14 protein-coding genes are annotated in these 16,133 nt (G+C 39.6%); 4 read left to right on the top strand and 10 right to left on the bottom strand.

Going from position 1 to position 16,133, the window contains the following annotated elements; genetic code table 11:
* Positions 1–42 precede the first annotated feature (42 nt).
* Both I8748_RS05260 and I8748_RS05255 read left to right on the top strand, forming a co-directional pair.
* Positions 43–801 (top strand): ATP-binding cassette domain-containing protein, encoded by a 759-nt coding sequence (locus I8748_RS05260; RefSeq protein ID WP_198123606.1) that lies wholly within the window; start codon positions 43–45, stop codon positions 799–801.
* Positions 798–2,339 (top strand): glycine betaine ABC transporter substrate-binding protein, encoded by a 1,542-nt coding sequence (locus I8748_RS05255; protein ID WP_198123605.1) that lies wholly within the window; start codon positions 798–800, stop codon positions 2,337–2,339. The genes I8748_RS05260 and I8748_RS05255 overlap by 4 nt, the downstream gene beginning before the upstream one ends.
* A gap of 186 nt (positions 2,340–2,525) precedes the next feature.
* On the opposite strand, the gene I8748_RS05250 is transcribed toward I8748_RS05255, so the two are convergent.
* The 9 genes from I8748_RS05250 to ovoA form a co-directional block, all read right to left on the bottom strand.
* Positions 2,526–2,729, bottom strand: a complete 204-nt coding sequence (locus I8748_RS05250) for a hypothetical protein (protein ID WP_198123604.1) — start codon at positions 2,727–2,729, stop codon at positions 2,526–2,528.
* A gap of 351 nt (positions 2,730–3,080) precedes the next feature.
* A complete protein-coding gene (locus tag I8748_RS05245; RefSeq protein ID WP_198123603.1) occupies positions 3,081–4,037 on the bottom strand; it encodes an amidohydrolase family protein in 957 nt (318 codons plus the stop codon).
* A 136-nt stretch (positions 4,038–4,173) separates the two neighbouring features.
* Positions 4,174–4,935: a hypothetical protein gene (locus I8748_RS05240; RefSeq protein WP_198123602.1), complete on the bottom strand. Its 762-nt coding sequence runs from the start codon at positions 4,933–4,935 to the stop codon at positions 4,174–4,176.
* A gap of 166 nt (positions 4,936–5,101) precedes the next feature.
* Positions 5,102–6,829, bottom strand: coding sequence for an iron uptake porin (locus I8748_RS05235; RefSeq protein WP_198123601.1), 1,728 nt, complete (start codon positions 6,827–6,829; stop codon positions 5,102–5,104).
* A 192-nt stretch (positions 6,830–7,021) separates the two neighbouring features.
* Positions 7,022–8,044: a substrate-binding domain-containing protein gene (locus I8748_RS05230; protein WP_198123600.1), complete on the bottom strand. Its 1,023-nt coding sequence runs from the start codon at positions 8,042–8,044 to the stop codon at positions 7,022–7,024.
* A gap of 320 nt (positions 8,045–8,364) precedes the next feature.
* A complete protein-coding gene (locus tag I8748_RS05225) occupies positions 8,365–8,913 on the bottom strand; it encodes a hypothetical protein (protein WP_198123599.1) in 549 nt (182 codons plus the stop codon).
* Between the two features lie 98 nt (positions 8,914–9,011).
* Positions 9,012–10,130 (bottom strand): mechanosensitive ion channel family protein, encoded by a 1,119-nt coding sequence (locus I8748_RS05220; RefSeq protein ID WP_198123598.1) that lies wholly within the window; start codon positions 10,128–10,130, stop codon positions 9,012–9,014.
* Positions 10,131–10,226: 96 nt separating this feature from the next.
* Positions 10,227–11,204 carry an L-histidine N(alpha)-methyltransferase gene (gene egtD, locus I8748_RS05215; RefSeq protein WP_198123597.1) on the bottom strand — a complete coding sequence of 326 codons (978 nt, stop codon included), beginning with the start codon at positions 11,202–11,204 and terminating at the stop codon, positions 10,227–10,229.
* A 44-nt stretch (positions 11,205–11,248) separates the two neighbouring features.
* A complete protein-coding gene (ovoA, locus tag I8748_RS05210) occupies positions 11,249–12,610 on the bottom strand; it encodes a 5-histidylcysteine sulfoxide synthase (RefSeq protein WP_198123596.1) in 1,362 nt (453 codons plus the stop codon).
* Positions 12,611–13,375: 765 nt separating this feature from the next.
* Between ovoA and I8748_RS36005 the strand changes: the two genes are divergently transcribed.
* Both I8748_RS36005 and ggt read left to right on the top strand, forming a co-directional pair.
* Positions 13,376–13,585, top strand: coding sequence for an ATP-binding cassette domain-containing protein (locus tag I8748_RS36005; protein ID WP_318781194.1), 210 nt, complete (start codon positions 13,376–13,378; stop codon positions 13,583–13,585).
* A gap of 70 nt (positions 13,586–13,655) precedes the next feature.
* On the top strand, positions 13,656–15,404 hold the full coding sequence (gene ggt, locus I8748_RS05200) for a gamma-glutamyltransferase (protein WP_198123595.1): 1,749 nt from the start codon (positions 13,656–13,658) through the stop codon (positions 15,402–15,404).
* Between the two features lie 103 nt (positions 15,405–15,507).
* On the opposite strand, the gene I8748_RS05195 is transcribed toward ggt, so the two are convergent.
* Positions 15,508–15,771: a hypothetical protein gene (locus tag I8748_RS05195; RefSeq protein WP_198123594.1), complete on the bottom strand. Its 264-nt coding sequence runs from the start codon at positions 15,769–15,771 to the stop codon at positions 15,508–15,510.
* Positions 15,772–16,133 lie beyond the last annotated feature (362 nt).

Raw genomic sequence — 16,133 nt, 5'->3', positions numbered from 1 at the left:
TGCCCCCCTGCTCCCCTGCCCCCCTGCCTTATACTGTTAACTATGCGACAAAATAACCAAATCGCGGTCGAATTCCGCGATGTCACCTTTAGCCGCAACCGTCGCCCTCTGGTGTCGAATCTTAATTTCTCCATCTATCAGGGAGAAGCACTAGTATTACTCGGACGTAGTGGTAGCGGCAAAACCACGACAATGAAATTAATTAATCGCCTTTTCACACCTACCCAAGGCGAGGTGTTATTTAATGGCATTCCTACAACTCAATGGGATGAAATTAAACTGCGACGCAAAATTGGTTATGTAATTCAAGAAACTGGTTTGTTTCCCCACTTCAGTGTGGAACGCAATGTAGGTTTAGTTCCTACTCTGGAAGGTTGGCAGCCTAAACAAATTAAAAGCCGAGTTTATGAATTGTTGCACTTGGTAGGTTTAGACCCGGCACAATTTGCTGGGCGTTACCCTCATGAACTTTCGGGAGGACAAAGACAGCGGGTTGGTGTAGCGAGGGCATTGGCAGCCGATCCGCCTGTGTTGTTGATGGATGAACCGTTTGGGGCACTCGATCCGATTACACGGTTGGAAATTCAACAAGAGTTGAGGCAACTGCAACGAGAATTAGGTAAGACAGTAGTTTTTGTCACCCACGATATTCAAGAAGCTTTTGTTTTGGCATCGAGAATTGGTTTAATGTATGGAGGAGAACTGATAGTATTGGGAACGAAGGATGAATTTATGCGATCGCAACATCCAGAAAGCCTTGCTTTTCTCCAATGTCTGCGTTCAGTGCAAGACACATTATGAAAGATTTTTTCTTGATTAAGTATGGCCCAGAAATTCTTCAGCACACCCTAGAACATTTATTTTTGGTGGGCATTGCCATTGGAATTGCTATACTTGTAGGCATTCCATTAGGTATTTTGATTACACGCAAAACTAAGCTTCGTCAAATAATTCTGGGGATAGCTAATGTTCTCCAAACTATTCCTAGTTTGGCATTATTTGGTTTACTTATCCCTGTACCCATCATTGGCGGCATTGGTGTTGTCCCAGCAATTGTTGCTTTGACTTTATATTCTTTTTTACCTGTAATTCGCAACACTTACACAGGTATCATCGGTGTCGATCCAGCTATTCGGGAAGCTGGCAAAGGCATGGGAATGACAGATAGACAATTGTTGTTTCAGGTAGAAATTCCCTTGGCAATGGGAGTGATTTTGGCAGGGGTAAGGGTAGCCACAGTGATTGCCATTGGAATTGCAACTATTGCAGCAGCAATTGGTGCTGGTGGTTTAGGAGTGTTTATTTTTCGCGGGATTGCTACAGTTAATAATCAATTGATTCTTGCAGGGGCAGTACCCTCCGCTTTCATAGCGTTAGGGGCAGATTTTGCTTTGGGATGGCTAGAAAAGCAACTGACGCAGCAAGGAGAAAAAAAGAGTGTAATTAATCGCACATTCGCCATTATTTTGAGTATATTTACATTACTGTTTGCGGGATTAATTGCCTTTAATTATTGGCAAACACCGCCAACCATTGTGATTGGTTCCAAAAATTTTACAGAACAAGTAATTTTAGGAGAATTACTAGCTCAACAAATTGAATCCCATACTAAATTAAAGGTTGATAGACGCTTAAATTTAGGGGGAACTTTTATCTGTCACGAAGCTTTAAAAGCAGGACAAATAGCTGGCTATGTGGAATATACGGGAACTTCTTTTACAGCTATTTTGAAACAAAAACCGATTAGTAATGCTCAGATTGTCTATGACAAAGTTAAACAGGAGTATGGCCAAAAATTTAAATTAGAAGTCATGCAGCCTTTGGGATTTGAAAGTACCTTTGCAATGATTGTCCGGGGTGAAGATGCTCAACGTTTGCAAATCAAAACTCTTTCCGAAGCAGCTAAATATACTCCCCAATGGCAAGCTGGATTTGGACAAGAATTTCTGGAACGAGCAGATGGCTATTCTGGGTTAGCTAAAACTTATGGTCTAAAGTTTGCAAATATAAAACAAATGGAATTAACATTAATATATCAGGCTTTAAAAGAAAAGAAAGTAGATTTTATAGCAGCTAGTTCTACAGATGGTTTAATTCCTGTTTTAAACTTAGTCATTTTAGCAGATGACAAGCAATATTTCCCCCCCTATGAAGCGTTTCCCGTCTTCAATCAAGCAATCCTGAAAAAATATCCAGAGTTACGCACAGCAATCAATCAATTAACTGGGTTAATTTCTACTAAAGAAATGCAACAAATGAATTATCAAGTCGATAATCAATCTCGTCCTGTTGAAGAAGTTGTGCGTGAATTTATCAAGTCTAAACCTCAATTATCCTAGCTTTTGGGGAGTAGGGAGTAGGGAGTAGGGGTAAAATTAATTTTCTCTCTGTGTTCTCTGCACTTGTGTGGTTTTCTAATTGTTGGTGATTCGTTGTCGCTGCGCGACAACACACCCTACGTTAAAATTTATTAACAGATGACAGTGGTTATCAGTCATCAATCATCGGTTTAAACATGCTTTAGCTTACTCAATTTCGTCTTGAATGTCGTCAATCACCTTTAAAATCGATTCCCGAATTATTCCTTCCAGAACATCGATAAACGAACCTTCAGCTGTTTCAGTTGTCCAGGGGTCTTGAACTACGGTACGGATGACAGTAATCGGTTCATTTGGTTCTCCAGTCACCCCTTCAGCGCTTCTTATAATGTTCAATAAAATAAGAGCCATAAGCTTCTGCGTTGAAATCTGTGGTACTAACAATCATCGGATAATTGTTAATATCATCCCCCTGATCAATACTCAGGATTTCATAATACCGTGTCAGATAAAACAGATTCAGTCTTAGAGGCTGTTTCTCAAGAAATGTAAAAAGTTGGAATGTGGCGATATCTAACGACAAGACGCTTTGCGTCTATAGCAGTCCGCTTTGATTTTTGAACTTACTTGCACAAGGCGGGGAGTGGGGAGTAGGGAACAGGTAATAGGGAATAGGAAAGAACCCTTTTTGAGTTGTACTGAACTTCTTCAAAAATCAAATAGGAGTCCTATATACATTATTTTCAGTATATTTATTTTCTTCTAAGCCCGCACTTTGGAGAATAAGTTAAAAGCAGTATTAAATGCTATATTCTTGGCTGCTTTTTCAGAGAGAACATCTAAAAAGACATCATATTTCTGAATGGTTGCAGGTAAGAACTCAAACTTATTTACAATGTCTGTACCAATGCAGATGCGATGGGAATACTTCTCGCACAGTTGCACCCAATCTGGATCAGGTACACCTTTGGGACAAACATAATCGTCGAACACAATCCAGGCAATATCAACCCAGAGATGATCGTAATGCTCTAGAACACGCTGCACAATCTGATAATAAACCGGTGAATAAACTCGGCGAGAAATGCCACAGTGACACCAAACAAACCTCACCTTGGGATGCTTTTGTAACATCTCTTCCAACTCGTGCAACCACATTGGATAAGTATTGGTGCCCACCGAAGTGATGTTTTGGTGAATACAAACCGGCATGTCAAGATCCGCACATAGCTCAAACACGCTGTCCATGGCCGGATGGTTGCTGCGGGGTGGTTCTCCGTAGGTGAGGTTTGTTAAGTCGTCATGGCGGAAGAGGATTTCACCTACTCCACTCCACATATTAGGAAAATATTTAATCGTTCGTTCTATATGCTTATAGGCATACTTGTCACAAGGATTGAAGCCGCCGATGAATAGGAAAAAGCGTTGTTGATCTTCTGGAGGTAAGTCTTTATACTCGCAAGCAATGAACGGATCAACGGCACTGTAGTAGTAACACTTCGAGTTGTCTCCCAAATAATATCCTGGGGAACTCCTCTCCCAACTTGCCCAGAGCTTGGTTACGGGTAAACCAAACACACAGGCGTGGGAAATATTCGCTTTATCCATGTACTTTAAGCACTTTTGCAGCCCACCTGTGTCTTGCAGAAAATCTACCACATGTAAATGAGCATCAATACATCTGTATTTTGAACCGTTTAGTGGTCTGAGAACTCCCATAATTTTTACTCCTGATGCAGTGATTCAGAACATGGTATGGAGGGAAAAATTTTGGCGAATAGAAGCATAGCTACATTCAACGAAAATCCATACAAGGCTTCAAAAAATTGGCTATTAATTAGCCCAAAAGCGTCTGTTAAACCGCAAGCAATTTCTGATAGATTTCCCGCAGGTAGATGATATCCTCTGCACCTAAGCCTCGCCTACAGACTCGCTCCAACTCAGCTACAGATGGAATCACTACTTGCAACTTATTAAACTCAACTAATTTGTCAATTAAAAGGCGATCGCTTTGTTGTTCCAAGCCAATAAATGCTGCGATCAGATCATCCACATCTTGAATACAATCGATCACCGCAGACCATCCCATCCGCTCCAGCAACTCTTTTTCTTCCTCTTGGGAGAGAACCTTCATTAAGGCACCCAAGGATCGACCAGAACTGACAAATCGCAGCACAAAATCCCAGCCAATTAGGTCGATAAACAGTAAATCCATCTTGCCATAAAGCCAGGTCAGCGCTTCGACCAAATCGTTAATATTAAAAATACACTTCTGAATCACCTCTTGCCCCAAGCAGCGCAGAAAGTATTCTTGATCTGGTTCATTAGCCAATAGAGATAATGCTTTGCACAAGGTAGTTCCCTTGGTAACTACTCGGTATAATTGGGTGCCAAAACACTCAAGATAGGGCTTTTTACTAGCTCCTCGCGTATCTAACACCTTCTCCAGAATGAGCAGAAACTGTTCATCAGTTGTCACCAGTTCTAACATTCCCTCGCCAATTTGGGCCAAAATCTCCTGATCGGCTTCTATGGGAGTGAGTTCTAGAGCAACAAACAATTCCTCTGCGGTTTCCAATTCAACAGTGTCATCTTCATAGGAAATTTGGCACGGCATTGTCAACTCCTTTCGTAGAAGATAAAATCTCTAAATAAGCAATCTATTGAGTAAATATTGTTTGTGGATATTAAGTGCCTAAAGCCACCCACATTATCTAGCTTCATTCATGATGAAGTTATACTAATCAGATTTTGCTCATTACATACCTTTTTTCACCTGGTAATTAAAATAGAAATGCAGTTTTCACTAATCCAACCCAAACTGTATCATTTGCTGCGTTATGTTCGGGATTGGTAATCATTAAAAATCCCGGTGTAATAAAAATTCTGTTAGTCAGGGGATAGCGATAAGATAATTCAAAATGTAAGGAAGTATCTTGATCACGGCGTTCGGTCACATCATTGTTTGTCACTTTGGGAGGCATCCCAAAGACAAAACTGAATTGACTGCCTAATTTGCCCACATCTACTAAGGATGCAGTAACCGCCCAACTCCAGATGTCTGCATCAGCGCCAGGGGAGCCATTGACACGACTAACACTGGGTGAACCCTCAGCATGAGCATTAAAGTAGCTAGTCCAACCGCCTAAAATCAATTTATCGGTCAATTTGTAAGTAAATTGTAAACCAAAAGCGTCAGAGGAAGTCGCTGTATTTGCACCAAATGGTAATTGAGCAAATTGACTACCCTTGCTCCCGGTAACATTAATAATAGTTGCACCAGGTTCCGGGGCATAATAATGACCGTAGGTAAAAGCAATCCCAATTTTATTTGATGGAGTATAAGTTACTTGAGTCAAAGCAGTATATTGACCATTAAATAGTCCCTGACTGGGAAAGCTACCAGAACTACTTAAATAGGTTATCCCTGCGGCTATGGTGTCGCTGAATTGATAGTAAGCTATTGCACCAGTACCAAAAGCAAAGGAGTAGATAGGACTTTCTGCACCAAAATTGGAGATTGAACTGATAGGATTAAGAGGTGGAAAGATGCGAGTAGGAAAGTCTGCGGCTGGAGCAATGGCTACTATGCCACGATCGCCTATGGGAAATTCATAAAATAGCGAACCTAATACGGCATAATTGCCAGTGTCTACTGCACCTGTCAAACGAGTCATTTCTGTCCCAGTGACACTAGTGCCATAGTTGTTCACATTTCCTATTAAAAATTGGGTTCGTAATCTGTCTTTACCTGTAAAACTGGTATCAAGGGTCAAAGCTGATAGTGCTGATACAGTAGTATTTGCATCTAACTTTTCTGTTGAATTATTACCAGGAGAGACTGCTTTTTTGTCACCAAATCCACTCACTAAATTAAAGACTATTGCACCCCTTAAAACTGTAGTAGTGCTAAATTGATTTTCTTGAAGTAAGGCTGTTTTGTCTTCTAATTGGTCTATTTTGGCAGTAATACTTTGCAGTTCTTGTGAAAATTCTGCTTGCAATCTTTGAAACACTGCTAAGTCTTCTTGGCTAGTAAATTTATTGTCTAAACTAGAAATTGAACGCCCAACTTTCAGCAAACAATTGTTTAAAGCCGCTGCAAACTCATAACGAGTCATAGCCCGATTACCATTAAAATTCCCCTCACCATCACTACTAATACACTGGTATTTTTCTACTAAATTACGCAGCGCTTCATAAGCCCAATCATTGGGAGTAACATCTTCTAATTGATTGACATTGACGATTTCATCTAAATCAGAAGGAGCATTAATATCTAGTTGTTGGCTTTGCGCTTGTAGTGTTTCATTTGTCGGTAGTTCTTCAAGAGAATTTACTGAAGTTAATTGATTCTGAGATGATAATTGGAAATCCTGTGCATTAGTTAGATATTCTTCCCCAGGAGAATTTGGGTCTAAATCTGTTTGTGCCAATACTGGCCATGAAGTTAGCAAATTAACACTCAGAATTACTGACGTAAGAGTAAAAGGTACATCCAATTTTTTCATATTTTTACCTGATTAATCCTCACACAAATAAATGCTATGAGTAAGAGACTTACTCAATAAAAGATATTCTTTTTTTAGGGGATGTCAGCAGTCTTCATATCTTGATATTCTAAGTTTATGACTGATGCAACCTAGAATTTATAAAGAGTAATTTTTAAGCTTCTATTAATATTAAACAGGAGCTTATACAGTTTAATAAGGACGTATTCTCATTTCTTTATTAACCGTTTCAATTGCTTTTGTTGTCACATCTTCAGGAACTTTTGTATATCCTAATTTTTCATTGAATTGTTGCCCTTTCGCCAAAATCCATGTCAACATGTTTTGAGTTTGTTGCAGGATATCTTGATTGGGATACTGTTGATACACTAGCAGCCAAGTTAAACTGACTAAAGGATAGCCATTTTCTGGATCGCTGATATCTTCTGTTGTAAAGTCATCTTTAAATTGAATATTTGCTAGGGCTTTTTTGGTTTCTTCTAGAGTTGGTTTAACATAATTACCACTTTGATTTTCAATACTTGCAATGGATAGATTGTTTGCAAGAGCAACGTTTGTTTGCACATAGCCAATAGCACCATCAATTCTTCGCACTTCTCCAGCAATTTCACTATCTTGGCCAAGAGCAGCAAATACCCTAAATCCCCAATCTGGGTTTCTACTGGCTAGTATTTTGCCTTTGGTAATTTTCTGCAAGTATTTCGTGAGAATAAAATTAGTAGCACAGTTATCAGCACAAACTACAACTTCAATTTTTTTATTAGGGAATCGGGAATTAACCTGTTGCCAATTGCTAATTTTACCTGTGAATATTTTTGCCAATTGGTCACGAGATAGTTTGACATCGCTAGTCTCTTCTTTGAGGTGATAAACAATAGCTAATGCACCTCCACCTGTTGGCATCATCAACAACCCATCTTTCATTTGATTGATTTCAATAGGGGTGGGAATTAAAGTAGTAGCACTAAAGTCTACTGAGTTATTCATAAATAATCGAATACCACCTCCACTGCCAATGGCACTATATTTAAATTTTTGACCTGTTTCTTGTTCGTATTCTTTGCTATAACGTTCTATCAGAGGTTGAGCAAAAGAATCACCAACTCCTCTCAATAGTTGGGCAGAAGCAGCATTACTAGTGAAAGTAATTGTTGTTGCAGCTACTAATGTGGTAGTTAAAATTTTTTGGCAGTGACTAATTTTTAAAGTTTTCACGAGTATTTTGGTTCCAAAAACATCAAGTTTTAGTATTAAATTACGTGAATTCGGCAAGTGCTGTTTTAACCTCTCCCCCGGCCCCTCTCCTACAAGGAGAGGGGAGTAAAACCCTTATTTTTTCGTTCCTCCTTCCTCTACTCACCCAGACGCAACGCGATCGCTTGCTTCTTGGAAGGAGTACGCCTTTTAGGAGAGGGAGACCGGGAGGGAGAGGTCATCGAACTCACGTTAAATTGAGCAATATTTGAGATTTTAGATTTGGGAGTTTCCCAATTAAAATTCTAAAATCTCAAATTATATTACTTTTTCAATAGTCTCTAAGTAATATTAATTTTTTTGCGGTAAATTATAACTTTATTGCCATCAGCAGCAACTTCTAACCAAAAATCTTGAATGGCAAATTGATAGTAAAATTCTCCCAGACGGGTACTCCGCCAAATACTGATTAGTTGGTCATTTGGTGCCCATCGTTTGAAAGCTTTTACAGCAATTTCAGGAACTCCGCTGGGGTCTATTTGCTCATCAACTTGCGTAATAGTGCCACTAGGAGTCACTTGTACTTCAACTTCAAAGCCTTGTTGATTTTTTCCTCTCATGATGTATATTAAAGAACCATCTGACTTTAGTTCAATTCGGGCTTGGTTGAATTGAGCATTTGTCACTGTTTTAGCAGCAGACATGGCCGGAGTTGGTACTTCTTCTAGAGGGATTTTTCGTACTATTCCCCCTAGATTTTGGGCTATTAATATATTTCCTTTCTCAGTGAAAGATTGAGCTTGAGCATGACAGGGATAAATGGAGGAGGTACAAACCGTCATTCCTGTAACTATGAGTATTCTCCACAAATTATTAGTGCTAAACATCATGATCCTGTTAATCCTTAATATTTTGGACAGTTCTAAAACCAGCATGTTGATATGAATTTGGACGGAACCAAATAGTGAAAATTTTGTTGGAGCTGAAATCAATTGTTGATTTCTGCACGAGTCCGTTTATATTTTTCCATATCTACTTCTAGATTGATGGATAGAAAATCTATGCCCTGATTTTCTAGTAATTCTAAAATGGCTAAATTGAAGTTTCTTTCAGCATCATAGTAGAGATTTTCATCATTAACAAATCCTAGAATTTCAATGACGCGCGCATTTCCTTCTATTCTGCTAAATCGCACTATACATGATGGAGAAAAACCAGAAATTGATTTTGGCATTTCTTGAATGGTATCACAAATTAGAGCTGTTTGCTGTGCTGAAATACCATCAATTTTTAAGGTTAAAGCTATGCCCCATCTTAATTCTTTCCCAGCATTTTGTGACCAATTTTCCACAATTCCAGTAATCATTCTGGAATTGGGCATTTTGATGATCGAACCCCACTTAAATACATGCAGAGTTGTGGTTCTGAATCCAATATGGAGTATCTGTACAAAACCATCTACTCCTGATACTCCTACCCAGTCACCTTCTCGATAGATCTTATCGGAGTAGATAATAAGTGTACAAAACCAGTCATACACAATATCTTTTAATAGCAAACCTAAAGTGATACCAGCACCACCCAATAGACCAACTAATGCAGCTGCTGATTGTCCTAAAAATATTTCACTGACTTTGATTGTAAGGACAATAATTGCTGCTGCTTGAAAAACCTTTGGCATCAAGGGCCTGAGCAATTCATCAAGCTCAGTCTCCGTATGTAGTACCATGTTAGCAATTATCTGCCCTAGGATAGAGGAGGCTCGGTAAACAACATAAGCTACAATAAAAATGACTGTAAAGTTGAGGGTCTTTCCTATTGCTTCATTCAATTGAGGCCCTAAAATATCTGCCAAAATGGTTTTTGACAACCATACTCCGCCAACAAAAATCAGCCAGCCTAAGGAAGGTTTGATAACTGCAACCAACTCATCATCAAGTGTACTTTTGGTTTTCCCAGTTAGATGCTCGACGCTTTTAATGATGACGGCAATAAACAACCTTCTCAACGCCTGTGTCAGCGTGAGAATAACTATCACTGCTACAATTTTGGCAACGGGTATGCCAGAATAATTGATATTTTTTAGAGCGTTCCAAACTGCTTCCATAGTTATTAGTAATTATTCAGATTTTTGTCAGGTGGGTAGTACATACCCTTAGCTCAAACTCTGAATTTGGAGTTATTGGTACTACCCACCCTACAGTTATTGAGCTTGGCAAAGAATTAACCCAAACCAGTGTCGGGGGTCTGTCCAAGTTTGCAAGGTTTTAAGTCCTTGTGCTGCAAGTTGTTTTTGCATGATTGCTAAATCGAATTTGCGAGAAATTTCGGTGAGTATGCTTTCTCCTGCTTGAAACGAAACTTTGAAATTGAGGATATCTAGAGATACCAAATGATTTTCTTGGCAATGGAGATACATTTCAATCTGAGCATCAGCTTGATTATAAATTGCTTGATGAGTGAAGAAATTGGGATTAAAGTTGCCTTGAAAACGCCAATTTAAATGAGAGAGCATATTTAAATTAAAAGCAGCGGTTACTCCCTGACTATCGTTGTAAGCTGGTTCCAGAATTTCTTTTGGTTTTTGTAAATCAATGCCGAGTAGAAAGTAATCTCCTGGTTTTAAAGCGTGAGCAATTTGACCCAAAAAATTGTCACATTCCTGGGGTGTAAAATTACCTATTGAACTTCCCAAGAAAAAAATCAGCCGCGATCGCAAAGAATTCGATCTCAGATGCTCTAAGGCTTGTTCGTATGTTCCAAGTAATCCCTGAATAGAAAAATCAGGATATTGTTGTTGTAGCTGTAGTACGCTACTTTTGAGAATTCCCCCACTGATATCAATGGGTAGATATCTACAGTCATCTGTATTTTGTTGATATGCATCTAACAACAAACGAGTCTTTGTAGAACTACCGCTACCTAATTCTACTAGTTCACAACTACCTGTAAGTTGAGCAATTTCATTGGCATATTGACTCAATATCCAGGCTTCTGTGCGTGTGGGATAATATTCGCTTAATTGACAAATTTCCTCAAAAAGTTGAGAACCACGGTCATCATAAAAATATTTGGGTGGTAAACTTTTTGGGGTTTTGGTTAATCCTTGAATGACATCTCCACCATCATTGTTTAATTCTTGATAGTGGGTATCAAGAATTATTAAAGGTTGTGTTAGCATGTTCTCATTTCTTCTGTTTATGCTTCAAAAAACAGGTCTAAATTTCATGACAAAGGTGATAAATCTTGAGCGATTCTAAAACCGGCGTGTTGATAAAAGTAAGGACGAAACCAATTGCGATAGGTTGGCAATGCCATTGAACCATTAGTAGCCCAAGAACCACCTAACATTATCTGATGTTTGCCATCAAAAAAAGGTGCTGCTTGGTCTTCGTAAAGCGGATGGGGTTGAAATCCTGGTAGGGAGTTGAAGGTGTCCCCCAGCCATTCCCAGACATTTCCTCTGAGGTCATAAAGACCACAAGCACTATTGGCTAGTTCATACATTCCCACTGGACTGGGGGAAATGAATTGTAAGTTAAGATTATAGCTGGTTGATAAGCGCTTATCAACAGAGGTAAGTAAAGCTTGATTCCATTCGGCTTCGCTCATTAAGCGTATTTCTGACCCTTTGTAGCGACAAAATGCGATCGCTTCGTAATAGTTAACTTCTACAGGCCAGTCTAGGGGTAAGTCTATTTCGTCAAATGTGGCTCGATAGCGGTAGCCGTCTTGACAGGGTATCCAAAATTTGGGATGTTCTACGTTGTGGAGTTGCTTCCAATTCCAAGATTCAGCATTCCAATATTCTGAATTTTTGTAACCACCAGCTTGCACAAATTCTAAAAATTCTGCGTTAGTAATCAGATACTTACTGGCTAAAAATGGTTTGACTTCAACTGTGCGATCGCCATATTCGCTATCCCAACCGTAGGTAAAATCATCCTGGGGTTTTCCCAGTTTCACCATACCACCTGGAATTAAGCGCATTTCATTGTTAGGAATCTTACCATTACTAGGTGCGTAATTCCACCCTTGGGGGCGTTTTAAGCGATCAACCGGCAATTGACGCAGCAGCATCGAAGAGGTTTCAAAGTGAATGCGACTATGTTCTATTCCCATCAGCAAAGCCCAGAAAGGATGCTGTTGATTAATTGGGAGATGTAGGCGAGTGTCTTGAATAACTTTTGTAATTGCTTCGCGGGCCTTGTCTCGATATTGCCAAACTTTTTCTACATCGGGCCAGCTAACCCCTTGCATAGCTGCATTCAGTTCTGTCGGTGTTTCTGGATCAACTCCAATTTCAAATAAAGTTTCATATTGTGAATTAATCCGATTTTTGATTAAACCAACGCGAATTAACTTGTTGATGTAAAAAACAGCTGAGTGACCAAGATAAAAAATGAGCGGATTTCTTAAAGGATCTGGTTTGAGATAGAAAGTGTCTTCCCCAACCAAACTTTTCATCAGTTTTTCTTCGATTTCCCAGGAGTTTGCAAAGTAGTTGAGCAGACTTTGAGAACTGCAATCATCAAGCCTGGGGACTTGATATGATGTCACTTTATTGAGCGTTGTAACTATACCCATGACATTAATTAAGTAACTCCTTGCATAAATTTATGAAAATTGCTATTTCACACCAAGTTATGGGGTGTGAATTGCCTTGATAGGCTTCACCCCATTTCTTAAAATTACTACACAATTTTGATAACTACCAAAAGTTCGTGTTGACAGTGATGTCACTTTTGGTCTTTCTTGAGTATTAGCCTCAATAATATGTATAAAAAAAGGCTTCTTAGATACGCTTTTTGTTATGTTGTGATGTGATTTAACTTACCATAGTCATGTAGGAGTAAAAAATTACATTTTATAAAATTTTAGTAACAGTATTTGAAGCAAATCACCTCTTTACATTTTGACAATTTATGTTCTGTTTTTATCCACATACAAAATGTCTAACCATTGCGATCGCTGCAATAGTAGTGTTGATATTACAGGCATATATGGTTGTTAATAGATTTTTTTAATACTCTCACACTTATGTAATGTATGCAAGGACAGTTAAGACAGTTAAGCAAATAATTGACAATGTAATCAAATCTTAAGCTTTGACATAAGTGAATAAATATGTATATGGATTGTCAGGCATTTAAGTTTAACGTTTTCGCTATTAACCAGCGATCGCTCTTTGATTTAAAAGTAGTCGCCAATAGGCTGAAACAACAGATTTGATAATACACATAATCATCTTTTTGTAAAGAGTAGTCTGATTAATTAATTCAAATACTTAACATAAGACTCATTACGAATTGAAAAGACAGAAATATTCTATATAGAAATAAAAAATCTGCAATGCGATTGGGCGATCGCGTGGATTATTACACAGAAAAATTAACGGGAGGGCAAAAGCAACAAGTGGCGATTGCTCGTGGTTTGATGGCTCAACCTCAGTTAGTATTAGCTGATGAACCTATGCCTTCACTTGATAGCAAAACTGGTCGATATGTATTTGATATTATTCAACGTTTAGCTAAAATTTTTGGGATAATAATCATTTTATGAGAAAACATAATATGTATAAAATACTCTTCTAGGCTGTAGCCTCAGAAGTATTAAATAAAAATTAACAAAAATGCGTATTATTGCTAAATCTCAGCGGACAGCGATCGCTATCTTTTCCCTTAGCGTTGTTTGTTACACTCAAGTTGCATCAGCTACTTTTACTTTACCTCTACGCAGCAAAAAGGGGATGGTAGTTTCAGCCCATCCTTTAGCAAGTGAAGCGGGACTTGCAATGTTACGCAAGGGTGGTAATGCAGTTGATGCAGCTGTCGCAACAACGTTTGCTATTTCTGTAGTTGAGCCTTTTTCGGCGGGAATTGGCGGCGGTGGATTTCTATTGATGTATTCACAAAAAACAGGTGAAATTAAAGCGTTAGATTTCCGCGAACGCGCACCTTTAAAAGCTACGAGAAATATGTATTTGGATGCACAAGGTAAAGTGCGTCCAAATGCAAGTTTGAATGGTTATTTAGCAGTGGCGACACCAGGAACAGTGGCGGGAATGTATGAAGTGCATCGTCGCTATGGTAAACTGCCTTGGCAAGAGGTGCTGAAACCTGCGATCGCATTGGCTAAGGATGGCTTTATCATCGCCAATGTCCCCACTTGGCGGTCTCTGCAAGAGTATCAAGCGCGTCAGCAGGTAGTTCTCAACAATCCAGCGGCGCGAGATATTTTTACTCGCAATGGAGAATTTTACGGCCCTGGTGAAAGGTTAGTGCAACGTGACTTGGCACGCACATTACAAACAATAGCCGAAAATCCTCAAAGTTTTTATACCGGAAAGATTGCCCAAGCGATCGCAGCTGATATGGCAAAAAACGGTGGCTTAATTACTCTGGCAGATTTGCAAGCTTACAAACCTATCTGGCGGACTCCGGTTTGTGGCAATTTTCGCGTTTACAAAGTTTGTTCGATGCCGCCACCTTCATCGGGAGGTATTCATCTATTGCAGATTTTAAACATAATTGGGGACACAGATTTAAAATCTTGGGGATGGCATGATCCCAGGGCTTTACATTTGATGGTGGAAGCGATGAAAATTGCTTACGCAGATCGCTCACAATATTTAGGTGATCCAGATTTTGTCAAAGTTCCTGTACAACAGTTGCTCAGCACTGCCTATGCCAAAAAACGCCGCCAAGAAATTAATATGGATGTGGCAAAGCCTGCAACTGAAGTCAAGCCAGGGATAATTCCCAATTCCCAATTCCCACTTCCCAATCTTCGCAACGAATCTACCCAAACCAGTCATCTTAACGTTGTGGATGAACAACGCAACGCTGTGAGTTTAACTTTCACAGTTAACCTTGGCTTTGGTGCTGGGGTGGTGACACCGGGAACTGGGATTGTACTCAACAACGAGATGGATGATTTTGCTGCTGCGCCAGGAGTACCCAATGCTTTTGGTTTAATTGGCAATGAAGCTAATGCGATCGCACCTCGCAAAACTCCATTATCGAGCATGACTCCGACAATTATCACCGAGAGTAATCGCTTGCGGATGGCAGTAGGCACACCTGGTGGTAGCACCATCATCACTCAGGTATTGCAAATTATCCTAAATGTGTTGGAATACAACATGGATGTTGGTGCAGCAGTTTCTGCGCCACGCATACATCATCAGTGGCTTCCCGATGAGTTGCGTGTGGAACGTTGGGGTTTAGATGCTTTAACTTTGCAAGGCTTACAAAATCGCGGACACAAGATAAAACAAACCAATCCTTGGGGTAATGCTAACGCGATCGCAGTGACAGCAGATGACAACTTAGAAGGTGCAACCGATCCTCGTGGTGAAGGTTCCCCCAGAGGTTTTTGAACAGTTAGTCACAAAGCAGGGGGAGATGAGGGAGATGAGGGAGATGAGGGAGATGAGGGAGATATAAACTCCTAACTTTTAACTCCTAACTCCTAACTTTTAACTATTGACCATTAACTCTTGACTCTGAGTATTGATTGCTAAACTCGTTTGCTCGTGCGCTATGTACTAATGTCCAGCCTGCTTTCAGAAGTTTTTGATAAGTTGCCCAGCCTTTGGAACCACCTGGTATTTTATAATCTGGGACTGCATATTGTGGAAAAGCCGTGTAGGGACGCCAAGGTTGATTTGGCCCGGCTTGCAAATGCAAAATTTTCTCTTCATCGTCGCTGCCAGATTTAGATAACCAGCACATTTGTCCATGCATAGCAAACTCCTTTGCGTTTAGCTTATTGTGCATAATGGCAGAATTTTGTCAAGCCCTGCCTCGCCCTTTGGGGTAATTTTTTATCTCCCAAGTATGTGTCCTCTTATGTACAAACCTAAATAGTAGAATTACTTAAATAACAAAAGGTCATCTGGACGATTTACCGTAGACTACAGAGATTAAAAGTCAAAAACATCTGTTCTTTGCCTTACCCCTAGGGCAAGATTTTCTTAATGGTATCTGCGGTCTTTGTTCATGTATGTATCGATAGCTACTATTTTAGGAGATTTATGGAATTAGGACAGTTTGTCTAGATCGCTACAAGGAGGGATGGGGGGATGAGGAGATGAGGGGGATGAGGA

This window comes from Amazonocrinis nigriterrae CENA67, from assembly GCF_016056305.1.
Classification (GTDB): Bacteria; Cyanobacteriota; Cyanobacteriia; order Cyanobacteriales; family Nostocaceae; genus Amazonocrinis; species Amazonocrinis nigriterrae.
The sequence above is the reverse complement of the archived record's forward strand: the minus strand, read 5'-3'. Positions and strand labels throughout refer to the sequence as shown.